This is a genomic window from Tardiphaga sp. 20_F10_N6_6, assembly GCF_052076045.1.
Lineage (GTDB): Bacteria > Pseudomonadota > Alphaproteobacteria > Rhizobiales > Xanthobacteraceae > Tardiphaga > Tardiphaga robiniae.
The window spans coordinates 6,400,661-6,421,711 of the sequence record NZ_CP197239.1 but is presented as its reverse complement, the minus strand read 5'-3'; the positions used below and the strand labels follow the sequence as shown (position 1 = coordinate 6,421,711).

Here is a 21,051-nt window from a genome sequence, read left to right as displayed (position 1 = left end):
TTAATCGCCGTAGCTGCCCAGCTTCTCTAGATCGACCACTGTCACGCCACCATATTCGAGGCGCAGCAGACCCTCCTTCTCCAGCGTCTGCAGGCACTGGTTCGCCCTCTGCCGCGAAATGCCGCTGATGGCACCGAGCTCTTCCTGGGTGATATCCAGATGCCTAGTCGCGTCGCGATAGAGGATCGGGTTGAACAGCGAGGCAATGCAGCGCGCGAGACGCCCTGTAGCGTCGAGCCTGCGGCCATATTCAGTCAGTGCGATGAACTGACCGAGCCGTTCGTTCAACAGCGAGACCAGGAAGCGGTTGAAGCCGACGCTGTTCTCGAACAGCCACATAAATGCCGGGCGCTCCATGAATGCGAGCTTGGAGTCGCGTAGCGGGACAATGTCATAACGTCGCGGTTCGTTCTTCAGCACGCTGCCCTCGCCGAACCACGCGCCCGCCGTTAGGCCGGTGATGCTGACTTCCTTGCCACTGCGTGAGATGGTGCCGATCTTCGCCAGACCACTCACCACGCCGGTCCAGTATTCGAACTGGTCACCGCGCATACAGACGAATTCATTCGCCTTGAACGACTTCTCGACGATGCCCGCGCGCGCGACCTCGATCTCCTTCTCGTTCAGGTCCCGCGCCCAGGCCGCAATGCGCTTGAGATGATCTGCAGCAATCATAGGGTCCGGCTTCACTTCGCATGTTGCGGCGCAAAAGAACGCCCGCGCGACAAATTGGCAGGCAGATTGTCCGCCGCGAGACATTTCAGGATACCGATTTGACGTAGGGAAGACCACCGCGAAAGGTCATTAGTAGAATGGCTTAGCGGGGTCGGGCGATGTAGGCTCGGGACCAACCGAGGAACGAGGATAAAGAGCGCGACAAGCGCCGTATCTGGGAGGATTTGAGTGGCGGTTGCTCTGGACGTGCGCGGCGTGTCACTGCGCTTTGGTGGCGTTCGCGCGCTCACCGATGTGAGCTTCGCCGTCAATGACGGCGAGCTGTTCTCGATCATCGGGCCGAACGGCGCCGGCAAGACCTCCATCGTCAACTGCATCTCCGGTCGCTACCGCCCTACCGAAGGCCAGCTGTTCTATCACGGCACGGACATCACCGGGCTCAACCCGAATGCCCGCCCCGGCCTCGGCATCGGCCGCACCTTCCAGAACCTCGCGCTGTTCCACCATATGAGCGTGCTCGACAACATCATGGTCGGCCGCCATCACCTCCTGAAGAACAACTTCCTCACCGGCTCGCTGTACTGGCTCACCGGCGCCCGAAAGGAAGAGCTCGAGCATCGCCGCAAGGTCGAGGAGATCATCGACTTCCTCGATTTGCAGAGCGTGCGCAAGGCGACCGCCGGCACCCTTCCCTATGGTCTGCGCAAGCGCGTCGAACTCGCCCGCGCGATGGCGCTGGAGCCGAACCTCATCCTCCTCGACGAGCCGATGGCCGGCATGAACTTCGAGGAGAAGGAGGACATGGCGCGCTATATCGTCGATCTCAACGAAGAATACGGGATGACGGTGATGATGATCGAACACGACATGGGCGTCGTGATGGACATCTCGCATCGCGTGATGGTGCTGGATTTCGGCCGCAAGATCGCCGAGGGCGATCCCGCTGCCGTGCTGGCCGATCCACACGTCAAGCGCGCCTATCTCGGTGAAGAAGACGAAGCTCTCGTCGATCCCGACCATGCACCCATCGCTGCGGAGAGCGCCGCATGATGGACTACGCCGGACGCGTCAAACAGGCCGATACCTATCCGAAGCTGCTGCGCCTCAACGCCAGGGAGCATGGCAGCGAGATCGCGCTGCGCGAGAAGGATTTCGGCCTGTGGCGGGAGTTCACCTGGAACGATTACCATGCCCGGGTGAAGGATTTCACGCTCGGCATGGTCGAGCTCGGTATAGCCCGTGGCGACGTCATCGGCATTATCGGCGATAACCGGCCGGACTGGGTCGCTGCCGAGATCGCCGCGCATGCCATCGGTGGCATGAGCCTCGGTCTCTATCGCGACGTGCTGGATGAGGAAGCCGCCTATCTGCTGAACTACGGCGAAGCCAAGATCGTATTCGCCGAGGATGAAGAACAGGTCGACAAGCTGCTCACACTCGCCGACCGTGTCCCCGCGCTGAAGCACATCGTCTATAGCGATCCGCGCGGCATGCGAAAATACGATGATCCACGTCTGCTGGAAGCCGACAGGCTCGCCCAGATGGGCCGCGACCGCGCGGCGCGCGAGCCGGGCCTCTACGATCAACTGGTCGATGCGACCAAGGGCGAGGACGTCGCGATCCTCTGCACCACGTCAGGCACCACGTCGAACCCAAAGCTCGCAATGCTCGCCGCGGGCCGCGTGCTCGGGCATTGCGCTGTATATCTGACATTCGATCCCAAGGGACCGGAGGACGAATATGTCTCGGTGCTGCCGCTACCCTGGATCATGGAACAGGTCTATGCGCTCGGCAAAGGCCTCTTGAGCCGGATGAAGGTCAACTTCGTCGAGCAGGCCGATACCATGATGAACGATTTTCGCGAAATCGCGCCGACCTTTGTGCTGTTCGCACCGCGCGTCTGGGAAGGCATCGCCGCTGATGTCCGCGCGCGGGTGATGGATTCGTCGCCGCTGAAGCAGAGCCTGTATGAGCTCGGCATGAAATCCGGGCTATCCGCACTCGCGCAAGGCAAGCGCTCCGCCGTTGCCGATACGCTGCTGTTTCGTGCGCTGCGCGATCGACTCGGCTTCACACGTCTGCGCTCGGCGGCCACTGGCGGCGCGGCGCTGGGCCCGGATACGTTCAAATTCTTCCGCGCCATGGGCGTGCCCCTGCGCACGCTCTATGGCCAGACCGAAACGCTCGGCGCCTTCACGCTGCATCCGCCAGACGCCGTCGATCCCGACACCACCGGTATCGCCATGGGCAGCGGCATCGAGATCGAAGTCCGCGATCCCGATGTGCAGGGCGTCGGCGAGATCGTGGTCAGGCACCCCAATATGTTTCTTGGCTATTACAAATCGCCGGAGGCCTCAGCCGCCGATCTGCGCGATGGCTGGATGCATTCCGGCGATGCCGGCTATTTCAATGATAACAAGCAGCTCGTCGTCATCGACCGCATCAAGGATCTGGCACAGACCGCGCGCGGCGAGCGCTTCTCCCCGCAATATATCGAGAACAAGCTGAAATTCTCGCCCTATATCGCCGAGACGGTGGTGCTGGGCGATAACCGCGACGCGCTCGCGGCGATGATCTGCATCCGTTTCTCGATCATCTCGAAATGGGCCGAGAAGAACCGCATCTCATTCACGACTTATACCGACCTCTCGTCGCGGCCAGAGGTGTACGAGATGATCCGGAAGGAAGTCGAGACGGTCAATGCCACACTGCCGCCCGCGCAACGCATCGCCAAGTTCCTGCTGCTCTACAAGGAGCTCGACGCCGACGACGGCGAGTTGACCCGCACCCGCAAAGTCCGCCGCAGCGTCATCAACGAGAAATACGCCGACATCATCGACGGCATCTATGGCGGCGCCCGGGATATCCCCGTCGACACAACGATCCGCTTCCAGGACGGCACCTCCCAGCGTATCCGCACACGGTTGGTCGTGGTGGATATGGCGCGGGATGGCGCACGGATGGAGGCGGCGGAATGAACACGCAGTTCCTCCTCCAGCTTCTGGTCAATGGCCTCGTGGTCGGCACGCTCTATGGCGTGGTCGCGATGTCGTTCGTGCTGATCTACAAGGCGACGCAGGTCGTGAATTTCGCGCAAGGCGAATTACTGCTGATCGGCGCCTGGGTGTGCTGGACGCTGCTGACCAAATATCAGGTGCCGTTCTGGCTGGGCATGCCGATGACCCTGGTGTTCATGTTCGCCTTCGGCATCCTGATCCAGCTCGTGATCCTGCGGCCGCTGGTCGGCGAGCCGGTCATCTCGGTGATCATGGTGACGATCGCACTATCAGCCGTATTCCAGGCGGCGCTAAAATGGATCTATGGCGTCAACCCGCAGCCATTCCCGCGTGTCTTCACCAGCCAGTCGGTGACGATCGGTAGCCTGCAGATCCAGACCGTCTATGTGATGAGCCTCGTAGTTTCGGTCGCGATGATGATCGGCATGGCGTGGTTCTTCAAGGTGTCGAAATGGGGCCTGGCGATGCGCGCCACCGCGTTCAATCAGCAGGTGGCGCAATCGCTCGGCATTTCCGTCAAAACCGTATTCGCGATGGCCTGGGCAATCTCGGCCATGGTCTCCGCGGTCGCCGGCGTCGTCGTCGCCGTCGTCAACGGCGTATCATCGGGCCTGTCGATCTACGGCATCAAGGTATTCCCCGCGGTGATCCTCGGTGGCCTCGACTCCATCGGCGGCGCCGTGGTTGGCGGCATCATCATCGGGCTCCTCGAGAACTTCGCGCAATTCATCGACAGCGAATATCTGCACTGGGGCAATCTCTATGAGGTGGCGCCGTTCTACGTGCTCATCATCATCCTGATGATCAAGCCTTACGGCCTGTTCGGCACCAAAGACATCGAGCGGGTGTAATCCATGGCCAGTCCTTCCCTTATACCGGCCGGCGATTTCCGCAGTTCCTATGCGGTTGACACCACCATCTTCCCAACCAAGACCAGCCGCAACGCGGTGATCCTCGGCGTGGTGCTGATCTGCTTCGCGCCGCAACTGCTCAGCGAATACTGGCTCAGCCAGCTGATCATGATCGGCATCTACGGCATCGCGGCGCTCGGGCTCAACATCCTGGTCGGCTTTACCGGCCAGATTTCCATCGGCCACGCCGCGTTCTTCCTGTTCGGCGCTTTCACCTCGGCCTATATCTCCAACAACTATCCGATCCCGGTGTTTTTCTCGATTCCCATCGCCGGCGTAGTAACGGCCATCGTGGGACTCATTTTCGGCCTGCCTGCGGCACGGTTGAAAGGGCTGTACCTCGTTATCGCTACGCTGGCCGCGCAATACATTCTGCTCGACTTCTTCTCCCGCGCCGACTGGTTCAGCGGCGGCTCGGTGCCGGCGACGGCCAAAGCGTTCTCGATCTTCGACTATACGCTGCGCGGCGACCGGCAGTATTTCTATGTGGTGCTGGCCTATGTGGTGGCGAGCTATCTGCTGGTTACCAACCTGATGCGCTCGCGCGACGGCCGCGCGCTGGTGGCTGTGCGTGATCACTATCTCTCGGCCGAGATCATGGGCATCAATCTCACCAAATATCGCACGTTGTCCTTCGGCCTCGCGGCGTTCTTCGCCGGCATCGCCGGCGCGCTGTACGCGCATAACCAGCTCGTGGTCTCCAACGAGGGTTTCGGCATAGAGCGCTCGATCCTGTTCCTGGCAATGGTCATCATCGGCGGTACCGGCTCGATCATGGGCACGCTGATGGGCACGGCCTTCGTCGTGCTGCTGCCGGAAGCGATGGAATGGATCAGCATGGAGCTGAAGGGCGGCGTCATCGACAAAGCGCTGGCGCTCAACAACAACCTGACCTTTCTGCGCGAGATCGCCATCGGCCTCGTCATCATCGCGTTTCTGGTGTTCGAGCCTGACGGGCTCGCGCATCGCTGGCGGCAGATCAAGACCTACTGGAAACTCTACCCGTTCTCGCATTGACGCTTGAACGGGACGGACGACACGAGACCACAAAATATAAAATCCAACGGGAGAATGCTCATGACGATGAAATCTTTTCTAACGTCCGCATCCATTGCCCTTCTCATCGCGGGCGCGTCCGCCAGTGCGCAGGCGCAGATCGCCGTCGGCCACCTCGCCGATTATTCCGGCGGCACCTCCGACGTCGGCACGCCCTATGGCCAGGGCGTGGTCGATACCTATGCCTGGATCAACAAGAATGGCGGCGTTGGCGGCAAGCAGGTCAATCTCGATAGCAACGACTATGGCTATCAGGTGCCGCGCGCGATCGCGCTGTACAAGAAGTGGTCGGGTGCCGACAAGGTCGCGGCGATCATGGGCTGGGGCACGGCGGATACCGAAGCGCTCACCGGCTTCCTGGCGCAGGACAAAATCCCGGATATCTCGGGCTCCTACTCGGCGGCACTGACGGACCCGACCGGTGCCGGCGGCAAGGCGAAGCCGGCGCCGTATAACTTCTTCTATGGCCCGTCCTATTCGGACGCGCTGCGTGCCGAACTGACCTGGGCCGCGGAAGACTGGAAGTCCAAGGGCAAGTCGGGCAAGCCGAAATATGTCCATATGGGCGCCAACCACCCCTACCCCAACGCGCCCAAAGCGGCTGGTGAAGCGCTTGCTGCCGAACTCGGCTTTGAAGTCCTGCCGCCATTGGTCTTCGCACTCGCGCCCGGTGACTACAGCGCGCAGTGCCTCAGTCTGAAGAGTGCCGGCGCGAACTATGCTTATCTCGGCAACACCGCGGCTTCGAACATCTCGGTGATGAAGGCCTGCAAGGCGGCCGGTGTCGACGTGCAGTTCATGAGCAATGTATGGGGCATGGATGAAAATGCCGCAAAGGCCGCAGGCGATGCTGCTGACGGCGTGATCTTCCCGCTGCGCACGGCGGTGAGCTGGGGCGGCAACGCGCCGGGCATGAAGACGGTGCAGGAGATTTCCAAGATCTCCGACCCGTCGGGCAAGATCTATCGCCCGGTGCACTACATCGCGGCGGTCTGCACCTCGCTCTACATGAAGGAAGCGCTGGACTGGGCCGCGAAGAACGGCGGCGCCACCGGCGAGAACGTCGCCAAGGGCTTCTACCAGAAGAAGGATTGGGTGCCGGCCGGCATGGAAGGCGTCTGCAATCCCTCGACCTGGACCGACAAGGATCACCGCCCGACCACCAAGGTCGACCTGTATCGCTCGAAGGTCTCCGGCGCGACCGATGGCGATCTCAACGACCTGATGGCCAAGGGCACGATCAAGCTCGAGAAGGTCAAGACAGTCGAACTGCCGCGCAAGCCGGAATGGCATGGGTGGTAGTAACTTAGACGACGACGCCAGTGGCCTCCCTCCCCCCAAGCGGCGAAGCCGTGCAGTGGGAGGGTCGGCCGATAGGCCGGGGTGGGGTGTCTCCGCAAGCGCCGTCGGAGTTTGCGACTTCCCACCTGTCACGTTGTTCGCTTCGCTCTCAACGCGCCACCCTCCCCACTGCGCGGCCTCGCCGCTTGGGGGGAGGGACAAGAAAGACGGAGTTCATCCAGTGCAACCAACCATCGACACCGCCACGCGACCGGCAGCGGCCCCCGCCATCGCCCCGCTCCTCGACATCCGCAATATCGAGGTCGTCTATGACGACGTGATCCTCGTGCTGCGCGGTTTGAGCATGGAGGTGCCGAAGGGCGCGATTGTCGCGCTGCTCGGCGCCAATGGTGCTGGCAAGTCGACCACACTGAAGGCGATCTCCGGCCTGCTGAAAACCGAAGACGGCGAAGTCACGCGGGGCGAGATCCTGTTCGACGGCGCGCGCATCGACGGCATCGATCCCGACAAGATCGTCCGCCGCGGCATCTTCCAGGTGATGGAAGGCCGCCGCATCGTATCCGACATGACGTCACTGGAAAACCTGCGGCTCGGCGCCTTCACGCGCAGGGACAACGAGGTCTCCACCGATATCGACATGGTCTACGACTACTTCCCGCGCCTGAAGGAGCGCACCGGCCTCGCCGGCTATCTTTCGGGCGGCGAGCAGCAGATGCTGGCAATCGGGCGAGCGCTGATGGCGCGGCCAAAGATGATCCTGATGGACGAGCCGTCGATGGGCCTATCGCCGCTGCTGGTGAAAGAGGTGTTCGCCATCATCAAGAAGATCAACCGCGATCTCGGCGTTACCATTCTGCTGGTCGAGCAGAACGCGCGCGCCGCGCTATCGGTGGCCAGCCACGGTTACATCATGGAACAGGGCAAGGTGGTGCTCGACGGCACCGCCGACGAATTGCGCGACAATGAGGACGTGAAGGAATTTTATCTCGGCGGCGCCGGCGACCAGCGCAAGAGCTTCAAGAACATGAAGAGCTTCAAGCGCAGGAAGCGATGGCTTTAGCTGCTCACGGGCCCGCAGGTTGCGATACCGGTCTTGCGCGCAAGGATCGTGCGGATGCGGCGCGACACCAGCAACAGGATGATGAGCACAATGACCAGGGCCATGGCAATCAGCACACGATTGAATGGCATTGGTCCATCATCGAGCAACAACGCCCGTCCGGACGCACCGAGATACACGTAAAGCACGATCTGCGGCAGCGTGAACACGAAAGTGACCAGGGCAAACGGGAGCAGTCCGATATTTGTCAAACCGAACAGATAATTTTGCACCGAATTGGGCAATGGTCCGCCGAACCGCATCAGTGCGACGATGCGCCAGCCCTCGTCATCGACGGCCTGGGCAATGAGGCGCCAGGCCGCGCGTTTCTCGGTCTGCCGTTCTACCCAACCGCGCAGAATGGAGCGCGCCAACATAAAGGCCAGAGCGGATGCAGCCGCAGCGACTGGGACAATGACGACGAGAGAGCGCAAACCAAATGCAGCACCGGCACCGAACACGATGAATGTTCGTGGGACCGGCAAAAACGAAGAGGCAACCACCAATGCGGCCAGCACGACGGCAGCGGGAAAATCAAGCTGGCCGAAGCTTTCGAGCCATTGGACGATGCGTTCTGACGACATGATTTCCCACTAGCACGGCGCCACAAGCTACCGGAATAACCGCGACGACGCCAAACCACCAGGACACACCCAGATGCGCCACTTCGACACACTCGAAAATTGCGATCCGTCGCAGCGCCAGGCCAATCTGTTTTCGCGCCTGCCGGACGTGCTGCGCCACGCGATGCAGGCGCCCGCTTATGCGGAGCATCTCAAGGGCATCGATCCCGCCGCCATTATCAGCCGCGCGGCGCTGGCGCAATTGCCGGTGCTGCGCAAATCCGACCTGCCGGCCCTGCACAAGGCCATCCCACCTTTCGGAGGTTTCGTGTCAGGCGCGACCGGCTCGTTCGGCCGGCTGTTCACCTCGCCGGGGCCCATTTTCGAGCCGGAGTCGAAACAGGCCGATCCCTGGCGCGGCGCGCGTGCGCTCTATGCCGCCGGTTTCCGCGCGGGCGACGTGGTGCTGAATACTTTCAGCTATCACCTGACCCCCGGCGGTTTCATCTTCGACGGCGCTGCGCGGGCACTCGGCTGTGCTGTGATCCCCGCCGGCCCGGGTAATACCGAACAACAACTCGAACTGATCGAAGCCTATCGTCCATCAGCCTATAGCGGCACGCCGGATTTCCTGAAGATCCTGCTCGATGCCGGCAAGGCCGCCCAGCGCGACATGTCATCCATCAAGCGCGCCATGGTGTCCGGCGCGGCCTTCCCACCCTCGCTGCAGGCCGAGATCGCATCGCGCGGTGTCGAGGCCTATCAGGCCTTCGCCACAGCTGATCTGGGTTTCATCGCCTATGAGAGCACCGCCCGGGACGGCCTGATCGTCAATGAGGACCTGATCCTAGAAATCGTGACCCCCGGGACCGGCGAACCCGTGGTCGAGGGCGATGTCGGCGAAATCGTGGTGACCTCACTGGACACCCACCACCCCTGGATCCGGCTGGCTCTGGGCGACCTGACGGCCGCCCTGCCCGGCCCCAGCGCCTGCGGCCGGAGCAACATGCGGATCAAGGGCTGGATGGGCCGCGCCGACCAGGCCACCAAGGTCAAGGGCATGTTCGTGCGTCCCGAACAGGTCGCCGAAATCGGCAAGCGGCACCCGGAACTCGGCCGGCTACGGCTGGTAGTGTCCAGAGACGGTGAAAATGATGCCATGGTGCTGAAAGCCGAAGCGGCGGCGCGGGACAAGCCTGGCCTGCAGGAGGCCGTCACAGCCACGCTCAGGGCCGTCAGCAAGCTCGGTGGCGCCGTGGAGCTGGTGGCGCCGGCATCGCTGCCCAATGACGGCAAGATCATCGCGGACGAGCGCGGGAACTGACCACGCAGGACTGCCGCGGCGCATCATAAAAAGCCGGACTTCCCCGGGCGATCCTGCTATGCAGCCGCCCAGATTGAGGATGCCTGCTGCCGTGAGACTGATTTTACCACCAATTGTCGAGACCTGGCTGTCGCGCCCCACGGTGTCGAAGATCATCAGCTTCGGCGTGATCGGCCTCGGCAACACCCTCATCGATCTCGCCATCTTCACCCTCGCCTATCAGGTGCTGAAGCTGCCGCTGGTGCCCGCCAATGTCATAGCCTGGCTGGTGGCCGTATCGTGTTCCTACGTGATGAACACCATGATCACGTTCCGCGCCGAATCCGGCCGCGTGCTGCGACGGAAGGATTATCTCAGCTTCGTCGCCTCGGGTGTATTAGGCGTGATCGCGACCACCACCACGCTCGTGATGCTGTCGCACTTCATGCCGGTCTATGCCGCCAAGCTTCTGGCCATTTTGGTCAGCTTCATCGTGAATTTCACGATGTCGCATTTCGTGGTGTTCCGGACCAAGCCGACGGATCCGAACGAAGCCATCCGCTAGATCGCAGAAGCAGTCAGGCGCCGAGCACCCGTTCGGCTTCGGCGACCGCGCATAGAATATGATAGAAGGACGACGCCGGGATCGTATCGACCAGCGAGCGTCCCTCACCGTCGAACTGATCGTACCAGCCGCCTTTGACGGGATGCTGCAGATAATATTTGTCCAGCCGCATCAGCGCTGCCCGTGCCTCGTCGGCCGCACCCTCGACACCTGACTCTGCCTGCGCGACGAAGGCCTTGATGATCTCGGTCTGCGGCCAGCAGCGGCGTGTCGCCTTGACGATATTGCCCTCGGCGTCGCCTTCGTCGACCAGACAGCCAGTGGCGTCGCGATAGCGCAGCGCGGATTCGAGCAACGCGGCACGCTGTTTGCCGGTCGGGCAGCCGGTGATGCGTTCGAAGCCCTTGAGCAGCCAGACCCATTCAGCCTGATGGCCGGGCTCGACGCTGACCGGCTCGATCCGCGACCAGTCCTGTTCGAAATATTCGCCGAGCACGCCCTTTTTCGCATCGAACAGGCTCGACGTGAACAGGCCGAACAGATCGCCGGCACGTGCCTGGAAAGCCTGATCATGGGTCGCGTCAAAACCCACGATGAAGGCCTCCAGCAGATGCATCTGCGGATTCTGCCGACGCGGCATCGAAGCCGGCACGCCCTCGAGATAACCGCCGTCTGGCGAGCGCAACTGCGTATCGATGAACTGCATCAATTCGTCGATCTCGGCGCGCACCTTTGCATCGCGATCCAGCTGATAGACCGTCGCCAATGCCAGCAGGACGAAAGCGTGGTCATAGGTGTCGCGCAGCGGATTCAGCACCGAGCCATCTGGCGCGAGAATATGCACGAAGCCCGGCTTGCCATCCGGCGCCTTCGCCTTGGCAAGCATGTAATCGAGACCCTTGCGCGCAATCTCGGCGCCGTCAGGATACCAGCCAAGCTGCGCAACCTTGGCGAAACAATAAATCTGGCGCGCCTGCACGCGGACACGGCGGGGGGCGGATGTGTCGGGCGTGCCATCGGCAGCAAGACGTTCGATGAAGCCGCCGGCACGGTCATCCCAGCCCCGGCTCACCCACAGGGCGCTCGACAGTTTTATCCAGTCTTTCCAGTGCGGCGCCATGTTCTCGCCATTCACCGAAAACGACCGCGCCTGATTTTGTCCGATCATATCCGAGCCGCTCTCGCCTAATCACCGATCACCCTTCTTCGCGATCAATCTAGAACTTAAATATGGCAGATGATACCCATTGTGCGGCAATCGCCTGCGAATGGCTGGATCGGCGTGATCCAGCGCTAGCGTCAGCCGTCAAAGGCTCAAACGTAATAGCGTGCGACCACCGCACGAACCAGCTCAGCCAATGTCACGGCGGGAAACGCGACGACGACGAGCATCAGAGTTTTTCTGAGAGACCCGATCCGGTCCAATTGCGGGAACGCCAATATGAATGCAAAAGCGAGCGGGATGAAATAACGCCCGGATGGTCCCTCGATCATCGTGGCGGCGACACCATTCCATGTCATGTAGAGCAGCAAGAACAGCGCAAGAAACGCAACGAGGAGGATCGACAGCGTCGTGCTGAGTACAACGACGCCTCTCGCATCCAGCCGCGGATTGACCGTCGCGGCAGCTCCACAAAGGAGGCAACCGAATGCTGCCGCGAGATAACTACGGGACAAAGGAACGTCCAGCCAGCCCAATCGCCCGATAAAGCTCGCGGCATAGCCCGTGGCGTTGGTCGCGATGGTAGAGATCATAATTTTGACGAAAGCCAGCGGATGCGCCATCACCCATCCGAGCTGCGCAGCCGGATCAATGTAAGCATCAGGCCGCGCACTCGGCGTGCCGGCCTGAAGCACCGCGAAAACGCCCCAGCCAAGCACGAGGACCCAGACCGCCAACATGGCCGATGCCTTCGTGGTTCTCGAAGCGCCGGTTGCAAGCCCGAGGAGTCCGGCCATCGCGGCGTAAGGCGGGCGCCCCATGGCGACGACGCTGATGGCAGCGACGAAGCCCCACACCCGCCGCGTCGAGATGACGCTCGCGCCGCCGACCGAGGGCGCCAACATGCCGACGCTCAATGCCGCCATAGCGAAGATCATGCCGTCTTGCGTGACAGCATTCATCTGCGACAGCGTCATCGGCAGCAACAGGACGCAGAACAGCCAAAGCGCAGAACGCGCTGCGAGCAAGATGGCGATCGCACCGATGAGCGTCGTCGTGATGCCGGTCAGGAGACGCGCCAGATAGAGCGTGTGAACGATGGACAGACCGGACGACTTGCCCAACCAGATCCCGGCGATGGCCGGCAAGTAACCGACCGGCGGATAAAGCGCGACCCCCGGATAACTCGCGAACTCCGTCATGCCACTCCAGCCGATCACGTTCGCCCGGGCATACATGTCGGCCGTAACCTTGACGTCCTCGTGAAACGGCAAGTCCCGAAATGGCCCGGCCGCTGCGATGACCGCCTGATCGACGAAACCTCCGGTCGTGCCCTGGCTCGGCGTCCCGACGAGGCCTCCCCGGCCGATTTGATCGGCTCGAAGAAAATGCGCCAACTCATCAGGATTCTGGAACGGAGGCATCCAAAAGCCGAGAAAAACGGTCGCGGCCATGGCGTAGAACGCAAAGACCACGGCCAGAAATCGCGGACTGTCGATCGGCCGAGCGAGTTCGCTCATCGCCCCGCCTGTCGATGGATGGCGAGATGGAGGAGCGATCAAACCCAGACCCACTGACGACATTCAGCTGAACAAATCAGAGACAGCGGCGCGCAAACCGGCATGATCAATACCTGCGAAAGGCTGGGCTTCGTCGCAGCGATTGGAAATCATTTGCCCGCAGGACGCAAGCCGCGCCGAGCCCCCGAATTCCAGGGGCGACGGCGCAGGGCCTCAAGACGCAAGGGACCTGCGGCCGACGTCCTGCTTGAGGAAAAGAACGTCGACATAGCCGCCTTCCGCCAGACGGGTGCGAAGCGCTGACGTCTCGAACGGCGTCAAACTGCCATCTTCGCCGAGTTCGTAGCCGCTATAGCCGAAGGACTGGAGATGGGCGAACAGCGCGTGGGACGAGGTCCCGAAGGCCGTCAACGCCTTCTCGTCGACTTCGATGAAAAGCGCCGCGCTTCGTTCCTGCAGGACCTTTCGCGCACCGGCCAAGACAACCATTTCGGCGCCCTGAACATCGATCTTGATCATCGAGACATCACGCGACGCGTGTTCGGCCACGATATCGTCGATCGCCACCGCGGCCACCTCGATGCCTTCGCCATCCGTTGCGATCTTGTGGTCGCCCGGATGGACTTCGTTGCGCTTGAGGAAAAGGCTACCGGGCTGGCTTGCGGCAACCGCATTCAAGCGCGTGGTGCGCCCGATACTTCCATGCTGCCGGAGCCTCTGCTCCAACGAGCCAAAGTTTTCCAGATCCGGCTCGATCGCGACAACATGCCCCTGCGGGCCGGTCCAGTCGGCAAAGCGCGTGGTGAAAAAGCCGATATTGGCACCGACATCGATCACCAGGGTTCCGCCCGGTATAAACTTTCGAAGCGCCTCGACAGGGCCTGCCTCGATCCGCTCCTTATACCATGTATAGGCATAGACGAAGGCGCGTCGTGCGAACGGCAGACGCATCACACCGGAGCGCACCAACAAGGCGTTTGTCGTAAGACCGATCTTCTGAATCGCCTGCTTGATCATGCCTGGCGCTCCTGCGCGCTCTGTTTTTCCAGCGTCACGAACAAACGAAACCCGAAGAAGCGACGAACCGGCCGCGGCAGCGCATCTTCGAGGCCGAGAATGGGATTGACTGCGCCATCCGGGACCAGGCACCAGCGCTTGAATCCGCCGCTGAGCGGATAGGCGAACAAGCTCAGCCAATCCGCCCGCTTCAGCGCGAGCTCCGGCACCCGGCGTTTGACTTCGTCTATGTTCTTCCTGTTCTCGAACAACAGGGTCGGAATCGCCTGATTGGAATCGAACGGGTCGCGTTCGGCATCGAGTGGCGGCTCGTAAAACGGGTCTGCGCCCATCTCGGCCGGTTCCTCGTGCAAGAAGCGATAGAACGGATAGGCCACCGTCGACATTCCCGGCTCGATCATCGTCAGTCGCCCGCCCGGCCTGAGCACCCGCGCCGCCTCTTGCAGAAACACTACCGGCCGCGCCAGATGGTGGAGCACATCCAGCATCACGATGCCCGAAAAGTGCCCATCCCGGAAAGGCAACCGATGCGCGTCGCAGGCAACGTCGATTCCCCGAAACGGCAGGATGTCGATCGAAAGGACATCCGCGCGGACATCCTTGATGTTCGCCGTTCCGCCGCCGATGTCGAGAACCGGACCGTCGCCGCATTCCGCGAGCAGTCTGCGATGATAGTCGGCGTAAAGCCGGCGCAGCGTCGGTTTCTTATCCCAAATCTGACGATACTCGACCGGCCGAGCATCGAATTGTTGCTCCCCGCTGCTCATCAGACCGCCTTCAGCTTCCGGAATGCGAACATCACCATGCGCAGCAACAGCAATCCATCGCGGAAGCGGGAAATCTGCGTCGAGCCATAGGTACGGGCTGCATAGTGGATCGGAATCTCGATGATCCGCAGGTTCTGCTTCGAGGCGCCCAGGATCAAATCGAAATCTCCGAACGGATCGAAGTCGCCGAAGTAGCTACGATTTGCGGCAATCCTCATATAGGCGCTGCGCTTGAGCACCTTGGTGCCGCACAGCGTGTCGGTGAAGCGTTGGTTCACCAGATAGCTGAATGCCGCAGCAAAGAAACGATTGGCGATGAAGTTGAGCGGACGCATGGCCTCGCCTTCCATCGGATAGACGAGTCGCGTGCCATTGACGAACTCGCCCTTGCCGGACGCGATGGCCGCATAGAACTTCGGCAGCGTCTCGGGCGGCACCGTGAGATCGGCATCGAGTATCATCAGGATGTCGCCTGTCGCTTCGTCGAAGCCCTTGCGAACGGCATCTCCCTTGCCCTTGCCCGGCTGCTTGAAGACCTTGATGTCATACTCCGAGGCATAGGCGTCGCGCACGCGTTCGCATTCTTCGTAGGTTCCGTCGCTGGAATTGCCTTCCACGAACAGGATCTCGATATGCTTGCCGAATTTCGGCAGCCGACGGACGGCATTCTCGATATTGCCGCGTTCGTTTCGGCACGGCACGAGCACTGTCGTCGACAGTTCTTCCGGAACCATGACACGGCGTGACCGCACCACCACATAGGTGCGAAGGCACATCCGATCGACGAGCGGCAGCGGCGCGATGTACTTGTTCACCAAAGTCCCGAGCCCGAAGACGCGCCGCGGCAGCAACTGGCGCGCGTCGCGCCTTATCGGCTCGAACTCCGCCAGATCGAGAATGTTCTCGAAATCGATATGCGAGATGAAGTTGGTCTCCGGTTGCGGCATGCGCAACCCGAGCTTGGTCGCCAGTCTGAGGGCCGGCCCCCAGATCTGCGAAAAGTAGGAGATGACGATACGCGTATCGCGGGTGCACAGACGATGCAGGCGCGACAACGCGATTTCGATGTCATCGAGCAAGCCGATCGTGTCCGACAGGATGATGAAATCGAATGGACCTTCGATCGCCTCAATGCAGGCATCGTCTTCGATATTGCCGACACGGAAATCGAGGCCAGGATGATTGCGTCGTGCGACACCGATCATCTTGTCACTGAGATCGATACCAAGCCCATAGGACGGTTCCAGTGCGGCAAGCAAGCCGCCGGTGCCACAGCCGAGATCGAGTACCCGCGCGCCCACAGGAATAAGGAACCGCATGAACTCGCGGTCGTCGTTATAATAAGCTTGGTTCTTTTCGATCCAGCCGTCGCGTTCCACGGCCACGCGATCCGCATGCTCGCGCACCAACTCGCGCCGCACCTGCCCGCGCTTAACGTATGAACAGTCTGAGATTTCGGTCATGTCGGAATTTCACATCAAAAAGAACATTCGCGGGCTTTAACTCGCCCCCCGTATCACAGACCGGATCAGAGAACCATCGATCGGTTGTCTTTTTCGACCGCCGAGCCGCCGCCATGCCCCAATTGTGCCTTGTTCCCTTCGCGCGTATATTCGCGCGTGTAAACCCCATGAGGCCGCTCAAGGTCGCGAGGAAGACCTGTCGGTGAATGGCCTGTCCGTGAACACCCTGAAGCGCCTCGAAAAGCCCGAGCTTCTCACGATATTGGCTCTCGCGGTGGTGTTTTGGGGGACCCGGATCCTCTACTGGCTGCAGATATCGGAAGCTCCGTTTTCCGACTTGCTCGACTACGTAAACGTCGCGCGGAATGTCTACACCCATTTTTTCTGGGGAGAAAATCCTAGCCTCTCCACTTATTTTGCCCCCACCACTCCGGCACTCATAGCCCTCTCACTCGTCATCGGCGGAGAAACGGGCTTCCAGTGGGCTTTCAGGTTCCTGCTGCAGGGCATCGCGTTCGCCGGCATCCTGTTGCTGTATGTCGAGATTTCACTGTTCGCCCGCAATCGGTACCATGCCTATGCATTGCTGATCGTGGTTGCCCTGTGTCGCCCCTCGATTTTCTGGAGCTACAAACTTGGCACCGAGGCCGTCAGCGAGGCATTGCTCTGGCTGACGATGGCTGCGGGGCTTCGCACCCTGCGCACCCATGGCTGGGGAGCGGCGATGCTCGCGGGCGCCGCCGGGCTGGCGCTGGGCCTCGGTCGTCCGCAGTTCTTTCCAGCCGTCTTGCTGATGGGCCTGACCATCGTTCTATGCGCAAACTCCGATGGCCGAATGGCCTCACCGCGGATCGCCGGCCTCCTGTCGAGGACGGCACTCAGGCAAGGCTTCGCTTTCGCGATCGGCATCCTGATCGTATGGTCGCCCTGGCTGATCCGCAATTACCGGATCACACATGACTTCGTCGCCGTCGGCACAAGCGGCACAGAATCCCTGCTGTGGGAAGCCGGCGGAGGCCCGATCGGCCGGCAGACCTATACAAGCCTGCCCCTAAGCGACGGCACGGTGATTACCGAATTTGGCTTGCCGGCCCTAAGGCGCCAAGTCGCCCACCTGCCGACGGATTATGAACGAAACAAACGGTTGCAACTGGTCGTGGATGCCTGGCTCCGGGCCAATTGGCAGGAGTTTCCTGCGCTGGTAACGAAGCGGCTTCTGTATTTTGCCAGCACGCGCGGGCCAAGTGCATTGACCACCGTTTCACGCGAGCGGCTGTTCGGAGACGCCGACCGGCCCGGCTGGACGAAGATGACGCGCGTCCTGAACGCGATCCTGTTCGACAAGTCGGCCGCCACGAGCGCGATCGCAGTCGCCGGCGCGGTGATCGCCGCCCTCACGCTGGGCGGCGCTGGATGGGTCCTCGCCATCATGGCAATCGTCCCCTCGATCGTCGCCGCATGCGTCATCAGCGTCGAACGCTCCGTCGAACCACTGATCCCGCTGCAACTATGGCTCGCGTTCTTCGCCATGGCGACGGCGTTCGCGTGGCTCACGCAGTGCGTCGAGACGAAGAGACGGCATAGCGCGAATTTGCGTTAGCCGACGACGTCTTTAAGCACGCGCGTCCAGGACGCCAGATAGCGGTCGTGATTGAACACATCCATCGCTTTACGACGTGCAGCAGCCGCCATGGTCGCGGCAGCGGTACGGTCGCGAAACAGGTGGTTGGTAAAATCGGCCAATTCCTCGGGGCTATCCGCGTAGAAGCCATCAACTCCCCGTTCGATGAACAGGTCGACATCGTGGTTGCGCAGACAGACCGGAATGACGCCGGTCATCATCGCCTCCCCGCGCGAGCGCGGCATCGGCGAGCGTAACGTGGTGTTGAGATAGCAGGTGAAGCTGCGGATACGATCGACATAGGAGCGAAAGTTCCGCACCGCAAAAGCGTTCGTCCCGCGCATCTCTAGCGGGGCGGCGGGATGTCGAGCGGTCTCGATCCTGATGCCCGGATCGAGCAGGTCCTCGACGATGCGATGCTCCCATGCTCCTCGATAATGCGGCCGGTGGATATCCGGTTCGAGCGCCAAAACATCCCGCATCAGATTGCCTTGCGGGAATTCCTGCGGGTCGAAACCATGCCAGATGACCTCGCTGTTCTGAAACTGCCATTCTCCCGCAGCCTGATGCGAATTGCAGATCACCTTCACACCTGCAGCCGCGAGCATCGCGACAAGTCGGACACGCTCATCGTCGTGAATGAGGAATTCAGTCTTGCGGGCTGGATCGGCGCCGTACTGGCCGACGAACTGCACCGTACCGTGGCAGATCGCGATCTTGGGAATGTCCGGCAGGCTCAACAGCCAACGAAATGGCTCGCCCCATACGGACGATACGACGCCGTGGGTCAGGTGGGGTGCAAGGACGTTTTCGTCGAAATGCAGGATCGCTACGTCGTAGTCACGCGTATCTATCGTTTCGGCGGGACGCAGCCTGACATTCGGCCGAAGCGGGCGCTGGTCGAACTGCCACGCATCGACCATGCCGTTGCCGAGCTTGGTTGCCAAGGTGAAGGCATGCGGCAGCTTGTAGAGTTCATACTGGTGCGGCACATGCCAACGATAGGTCAAGACACGGAGCGGTCGATGGGCACGCGCCCGGGAAGCACACACGTCACCAGGCAGCGCGCGATCTGTCCCATCCCCACCTGTAGTAGCCCAGCGACGAGATGCTAGCGCGAACTCCGGCTCGGCCTGAAGCGCCCGGGCAATTTCGCTCTTTGACACAGCCAACGAAGCTGGTTCGGCAACGGTCTCTGCATGGCCACAGCGCACGGCAAACGCTAAATTCGTGGACCGAATGATGGCGCCGTCGGTGTAAAGTCGGTAACCGAGTTCGATGGCCGCCCGATCGGGACACCTCTGCTCATCGGCAAAAATCAGGGCCTCGAACGCGGCGGCGCACCGAGCGATCGCACCGCGCTTGAGAGAGAAGTTCTGCCGATTGCAATTCAGAAAGCCGTCGGCCTGGACCGGATCCCTCAGTCGCGCATTTCGATCGGCATCCGCGAGCCGCCCCTCCAGATCGCTCAGCATGCCTTCGGGACGAGAGCCGCTCGCATCGACCGGATCTGCACCAACGACGGCGGCGACATCCGCGAACCAGTGTTCAAAAACATGCGCAGCGATGAAGTCGCGGCTCATCAGGGCCTCGCCGTCAACCAAGAGATAGAGATCCGTCTCGCGCGAGTTCTCCTCGCCCGCGCCCCCCGAGACGTAACTGCGAAACGTGTCCCTGTCCGCGAACAGGCGAACCTCTCGTGCGGCGTCGCCCGATGCGGCGACGGCAGCGGCGTATCCGCGAACAATCGAGAGCGATCCGCCCGCGGGATATTCGGTCACGAGCCCTAGGACCATCGGACCTGGATAGCTCTGGCGCACGACATGATCGAGGAATCCGTCGGCAATCGCCGGCTCGCGGCTCAAGGAGGCAAAGATCGTCACCCTCGGCAGCCTTTTGCCCTGAACGTCCTGGCGCATTCTGCAGAGCAGGTCGGCATCGACATGCGCATTGCCCTCGTCGCCGGCCAGCGTCCACGACGCATCGTCGAGTGACCGGATCAAGGACGGCGGCATCAATGACGATGGCGCATCCAGCAATGCGAAGTGGCATCGGCGGCGCTGCGCCTTGCGCCATGCATCGTCCTGCGCAAGCCGACCGCCATAGGATACCGCAGAGGTGCCCGAACGATCGGGATATGCACGTGACTGATGAAAGACCGTTACGCCCCCCCGGCGGTGCAGTTCGAAGCACAGCGCATCGAAATCGGCGGCGCCGTTGCCGAGCGTGTAGACGTCCATGAAAATGACGACACTCGCGTCAGCCAGTGTCGACCACTGCTTGACGTAATCGGCTACGTGCAAGAGTTTGATCTTTTGTCCAGGCCAGCGCTTCTCGAGCGTTGCAACCACGAAGCCGAGCGATCCCGAGCCATCGAACAGAGCGACGATATCGATCTGGCGGGGCAAGGCGCGATACGCGAAGCTGCGTCGATTTGAAAAGCCGAGAAATTCCCTGTTGAGTTCCTGCTTACCGGGAGGTGCCCTGAACGCGCGCACCCGCAGGCAATCAATATCATCACCGTTCTCCGACGATAGTCGGATGTGATATTTTTGACCTGCTTCGAGCCGAAGTCCGATACCGTCGATCAGCACCGGATGTCCGTTCGCCGCTTTGACACCGGCGGGATCAATCTGTCCCCGTGCCAGGACATGCCCCCGGGTATCGATCAATTCGCCCCAGATTGTTGCACCAACGCGGCCGACTATGGAGCATTCGAGCGAAATGCCGTCAATTTCTGCTGCAGGCGCGATGAGGTCGAACGAAAATTCCTGACCACGTCTAACTTGCACCCAAAGCAAAGCGGAACCCATCAGGGGAGCGCTGGGATAACTGCTCCACATGGCCGATTGATCGGACCACCGCACGCGATAACGAGCGACCCTGTCGTCCGATCCGGATTTGACTTGCTGCGCTCGCATGAAGTACCCGTGCTGCGAGGCGCGAACCACGCCTTGTCAGACTCAAAGTGCAGCCGTCTTCATAGATGAATGGAACTGTCAGGCGCAAG

General features: G+C 61.3%; 17 protein-coding genes. 9 read left to right on the top strand and 8 right to left on the bottom strand.

The window, feature by feature from the left end:
- A complete protein-coding gene (locus tag AB7813_RS30590; protein WP_093760121.1) occupies positions 1–675 on the bottom strand; it encodes a Crp/Fnr family transcriptional regulator in 675 nt (224 codons plus the stop codon).
- Positions 676–903: 228 nt separating this feature from the next.
- On the opposite strand from AB7813_RS30590, the gene AB7813_RS30585 reads away from it, so the two are divergent.
- The 6 genes from AB7813_RS30585 to AB7813_RS30560 all read left to right on the top strand — a co-directional run bounded on the left by AB7813_RS30585 (position 904) and on the right by AB7813_RS30560 (position 8,021).
- Positions 904–1,725: an ABC transporter ATP-binding protein gene (locus AB7813_RS30585; protein WP_120290615.1), complete on the top strand. Its 822-nt coding sequence runs from the start codon at positions 904–906 to the stop codon at positions 1,723–1,725.
- Positions 1,722–3,653: a long-chain fatty acid--CoA ligase gene (locus AB7813_RS30580; RefSeq protein ID WP_120290613.1), complete on the top strand. Its 1,932-nt coding sequence runs from the start codon at positions 1,722–1,724 to the stop codon at positions 3,651–3,653. Before AB7813_RS30585 ends, AB7813_RS30580 begins: the two co-directional genes overlap by 4 nt.
- Positions 3,650–4,543, top strand: coding sequence for a branched-chain amino acid ABC transporter permease (locus AB7813_RS30575; protein ID WP_120290611.1), 894 nt, complete (start codon positions 3,650–3,652; stop codon positions 4,541–4,543). Before AB7813_RS30580 ends, AB7813_RS30575 begins: the two co-directional genes overlap by 4 nt.
- Positions 4,544–4,546: 3 nt before the next feature.
- Positions 4,547–5,620, top strand: coding sequence for a branched-chain amino acid ABC transporter permease (locus AB7813_RS30570; protein WP_120290609.1), 1,074 nt, complete (start codon positions 4,547–4,549; stop codon positions 5,618–5,620).
- Between the two features lie 60 nt (positions 5,621–5,680).
- Positions 5,681–6,961, top strand: coding sequence for an ABC transporter substrate-binding protein (locus AB7813_RS30565; RefSeq protein ID WP_120291147.1), 1,281 nt, complete (start codon positions 5,681–5,683; stop codon positions 6,959–6,961).
- A gap of 220 nt (positions 6,962–7,181) precedes the next feature.
- A complete protein-coding gene (locus AB7813_RS30560) occupies positions 7,182–8,021 on the top strand; it encodes an ABC transporter ATP-binding protein (RefSeq protein WP_441228946.1) in 840 nt (279 codons plus the stop codon).
- Here AB7813_RS30560 and AB7813_RS30555 read toward each other — a convergent pair.
- Positions 8,018–8,644 carry a VTT domain-containing protein gene (locus tag AB7813_RS30555; protein ID WP_441228945.1) on the bottom strand — a complete coding sequence of 209 codons (627 nt, stop codon included), beginning with the start codon at positions 8,642–8,644 and terminating at the stop codon, positions 8,018–8,020. The two genes, AB7813_RS30560 and AB7813_RS30555, sit on opposite strands and share 4 nt — an antisense overlap.
- A gap of 73 nt (positions 8,645–8,717) precedes the next feature.
- Between AB7813_RS30555 and AB7813_RS30550 the strand changes: the two genes are divergently transcribed.
- Both AB7813_RS30550 and AB7813_RS30545 read left to right on the top strand, forming a co-directional pair.
- Positions 8,718–9,947, top strand: a complete 1,230-nt coding sequence (locus AB7813_RS30550) for a phenylacetate--CoA ligase family protein (protein WP_441228944.1) — start codon at positions 8,718–8,720, stop codon at positions 9,945–9,947.
- A gap of 91 nt (positions 9,948–10,038) precedes the next feature.
- Positions 10,039–10,491: a GtrA family protein gene (locus AB7813_RS30545; RefSeq protein ID WP_441228943.1), complete on the top strand. Its 453-nt coding sequence runs from the start codon at positions 10,039–10,041 to the stop codon at positions 10,489–10,491.
- 13 nt (positions 10,492–10,504) lie between these two features.
- Here AB7813_RS30545 and AB7813_RS30540 read toward each other — a convergent pair whose 3' ends face one another.
- From AB7813_RS30540 to AB7813_RS30520, 5 genes are all read right to left on the bottom strand, one after another.
- Positions 10,505–11,611: an AGE family epimerase/isomerase gene (locus AB7813_RS30540; RefSeq protein ID WP_439066613.1), complete on the bottom strand. Its 1,107-nt coding sequence runs from the start codon at positions 11,609–11,611 to the stop codon at positions 10,505–10,507.
- 194 nt (positions 11,612–11,805) lie between these two features.
- Positions 11,806–13,173: a DUF2142 domain-containing protein gene (locus tag AB7813_RS30535; protein WP_441228942.1), complete on the bottom strand. Its 1,368-nt coding sequence runs from the start codon at positions 13,171–13,173 to the stop codon at positions 11,806–11,808.
- A 213-nt stretch (positions 13,174–13,386) separates the two neighbouring features.
- Positions 13,387–14,190, bottom strand: a complete 804-nt coding sequence (locus tag AB7813_RS30530; protein ID WP_439066321.1) for an FkbM family methyltransferase — start codon at positions 14,188–14,190, stop codon at positions 13,387–13,389.
- A complete protein-coding gene (locus AB7813_RS30525) occupies positions 14,187–14,957 on the bottom strand; it encodes a class I SAM-dependent methyltransferase (protein WP_439066320.1) in 771 nt (256 codons plus the stop codon). The genes AB7813_RS30530 and AB7813_RS30525 overlap by 4 nt, the downstream gene beginning before the upstream one ends.
- Positions 14,957–16,420, bottom strand: coding sequence for a glycosyltransferase (locus tag AB7813_RS30520; RefSeq protein WP_439066319.1), 1,464 nt, complete (start codon positions 16,418–16,420; stop codon positions 14,957–14,959). The genes AB7813_RS30525 and AB7813_RS30520 overlap by 1 nt, the downstream gene beginning before the upstream one ends.
- Positions 16,421–16,622: 202 nt before the next feature.
- On the opposite strand from AB7813_RS30520, the gene AB7813_RS30515 reads away from it, so the two are divergent.
- Positions 16,623–18,020, top strand: coding sequence for a hypothetical protein (locus AB7813_RS30515; protein ID WP_441228941.1), 1,398 nt, complete (start codon positions 16,623–16,625; stop codon positions 18,018–18,020).
- Here the strand turns inward: AB7813_RS30515 and AB7813_RS30510 are convergent.
- A complete protein-coding gene (locus tag AB7813_RS30510) occupies positions 18,017–20,962 on the bottom strand; it encodes a glycosyltransferase (RefSeq protein WP_441228940.1) in 2,946 nt (981 codons plus the stop codon). The two genes, AB7813_RS30515 and AB7813_RS30510, sit on opposite strands and share 4 nt — an antisense overlap.
- Between the last annotated feature and the right edge of the window lie 89 nt (positions 20,963–21,051).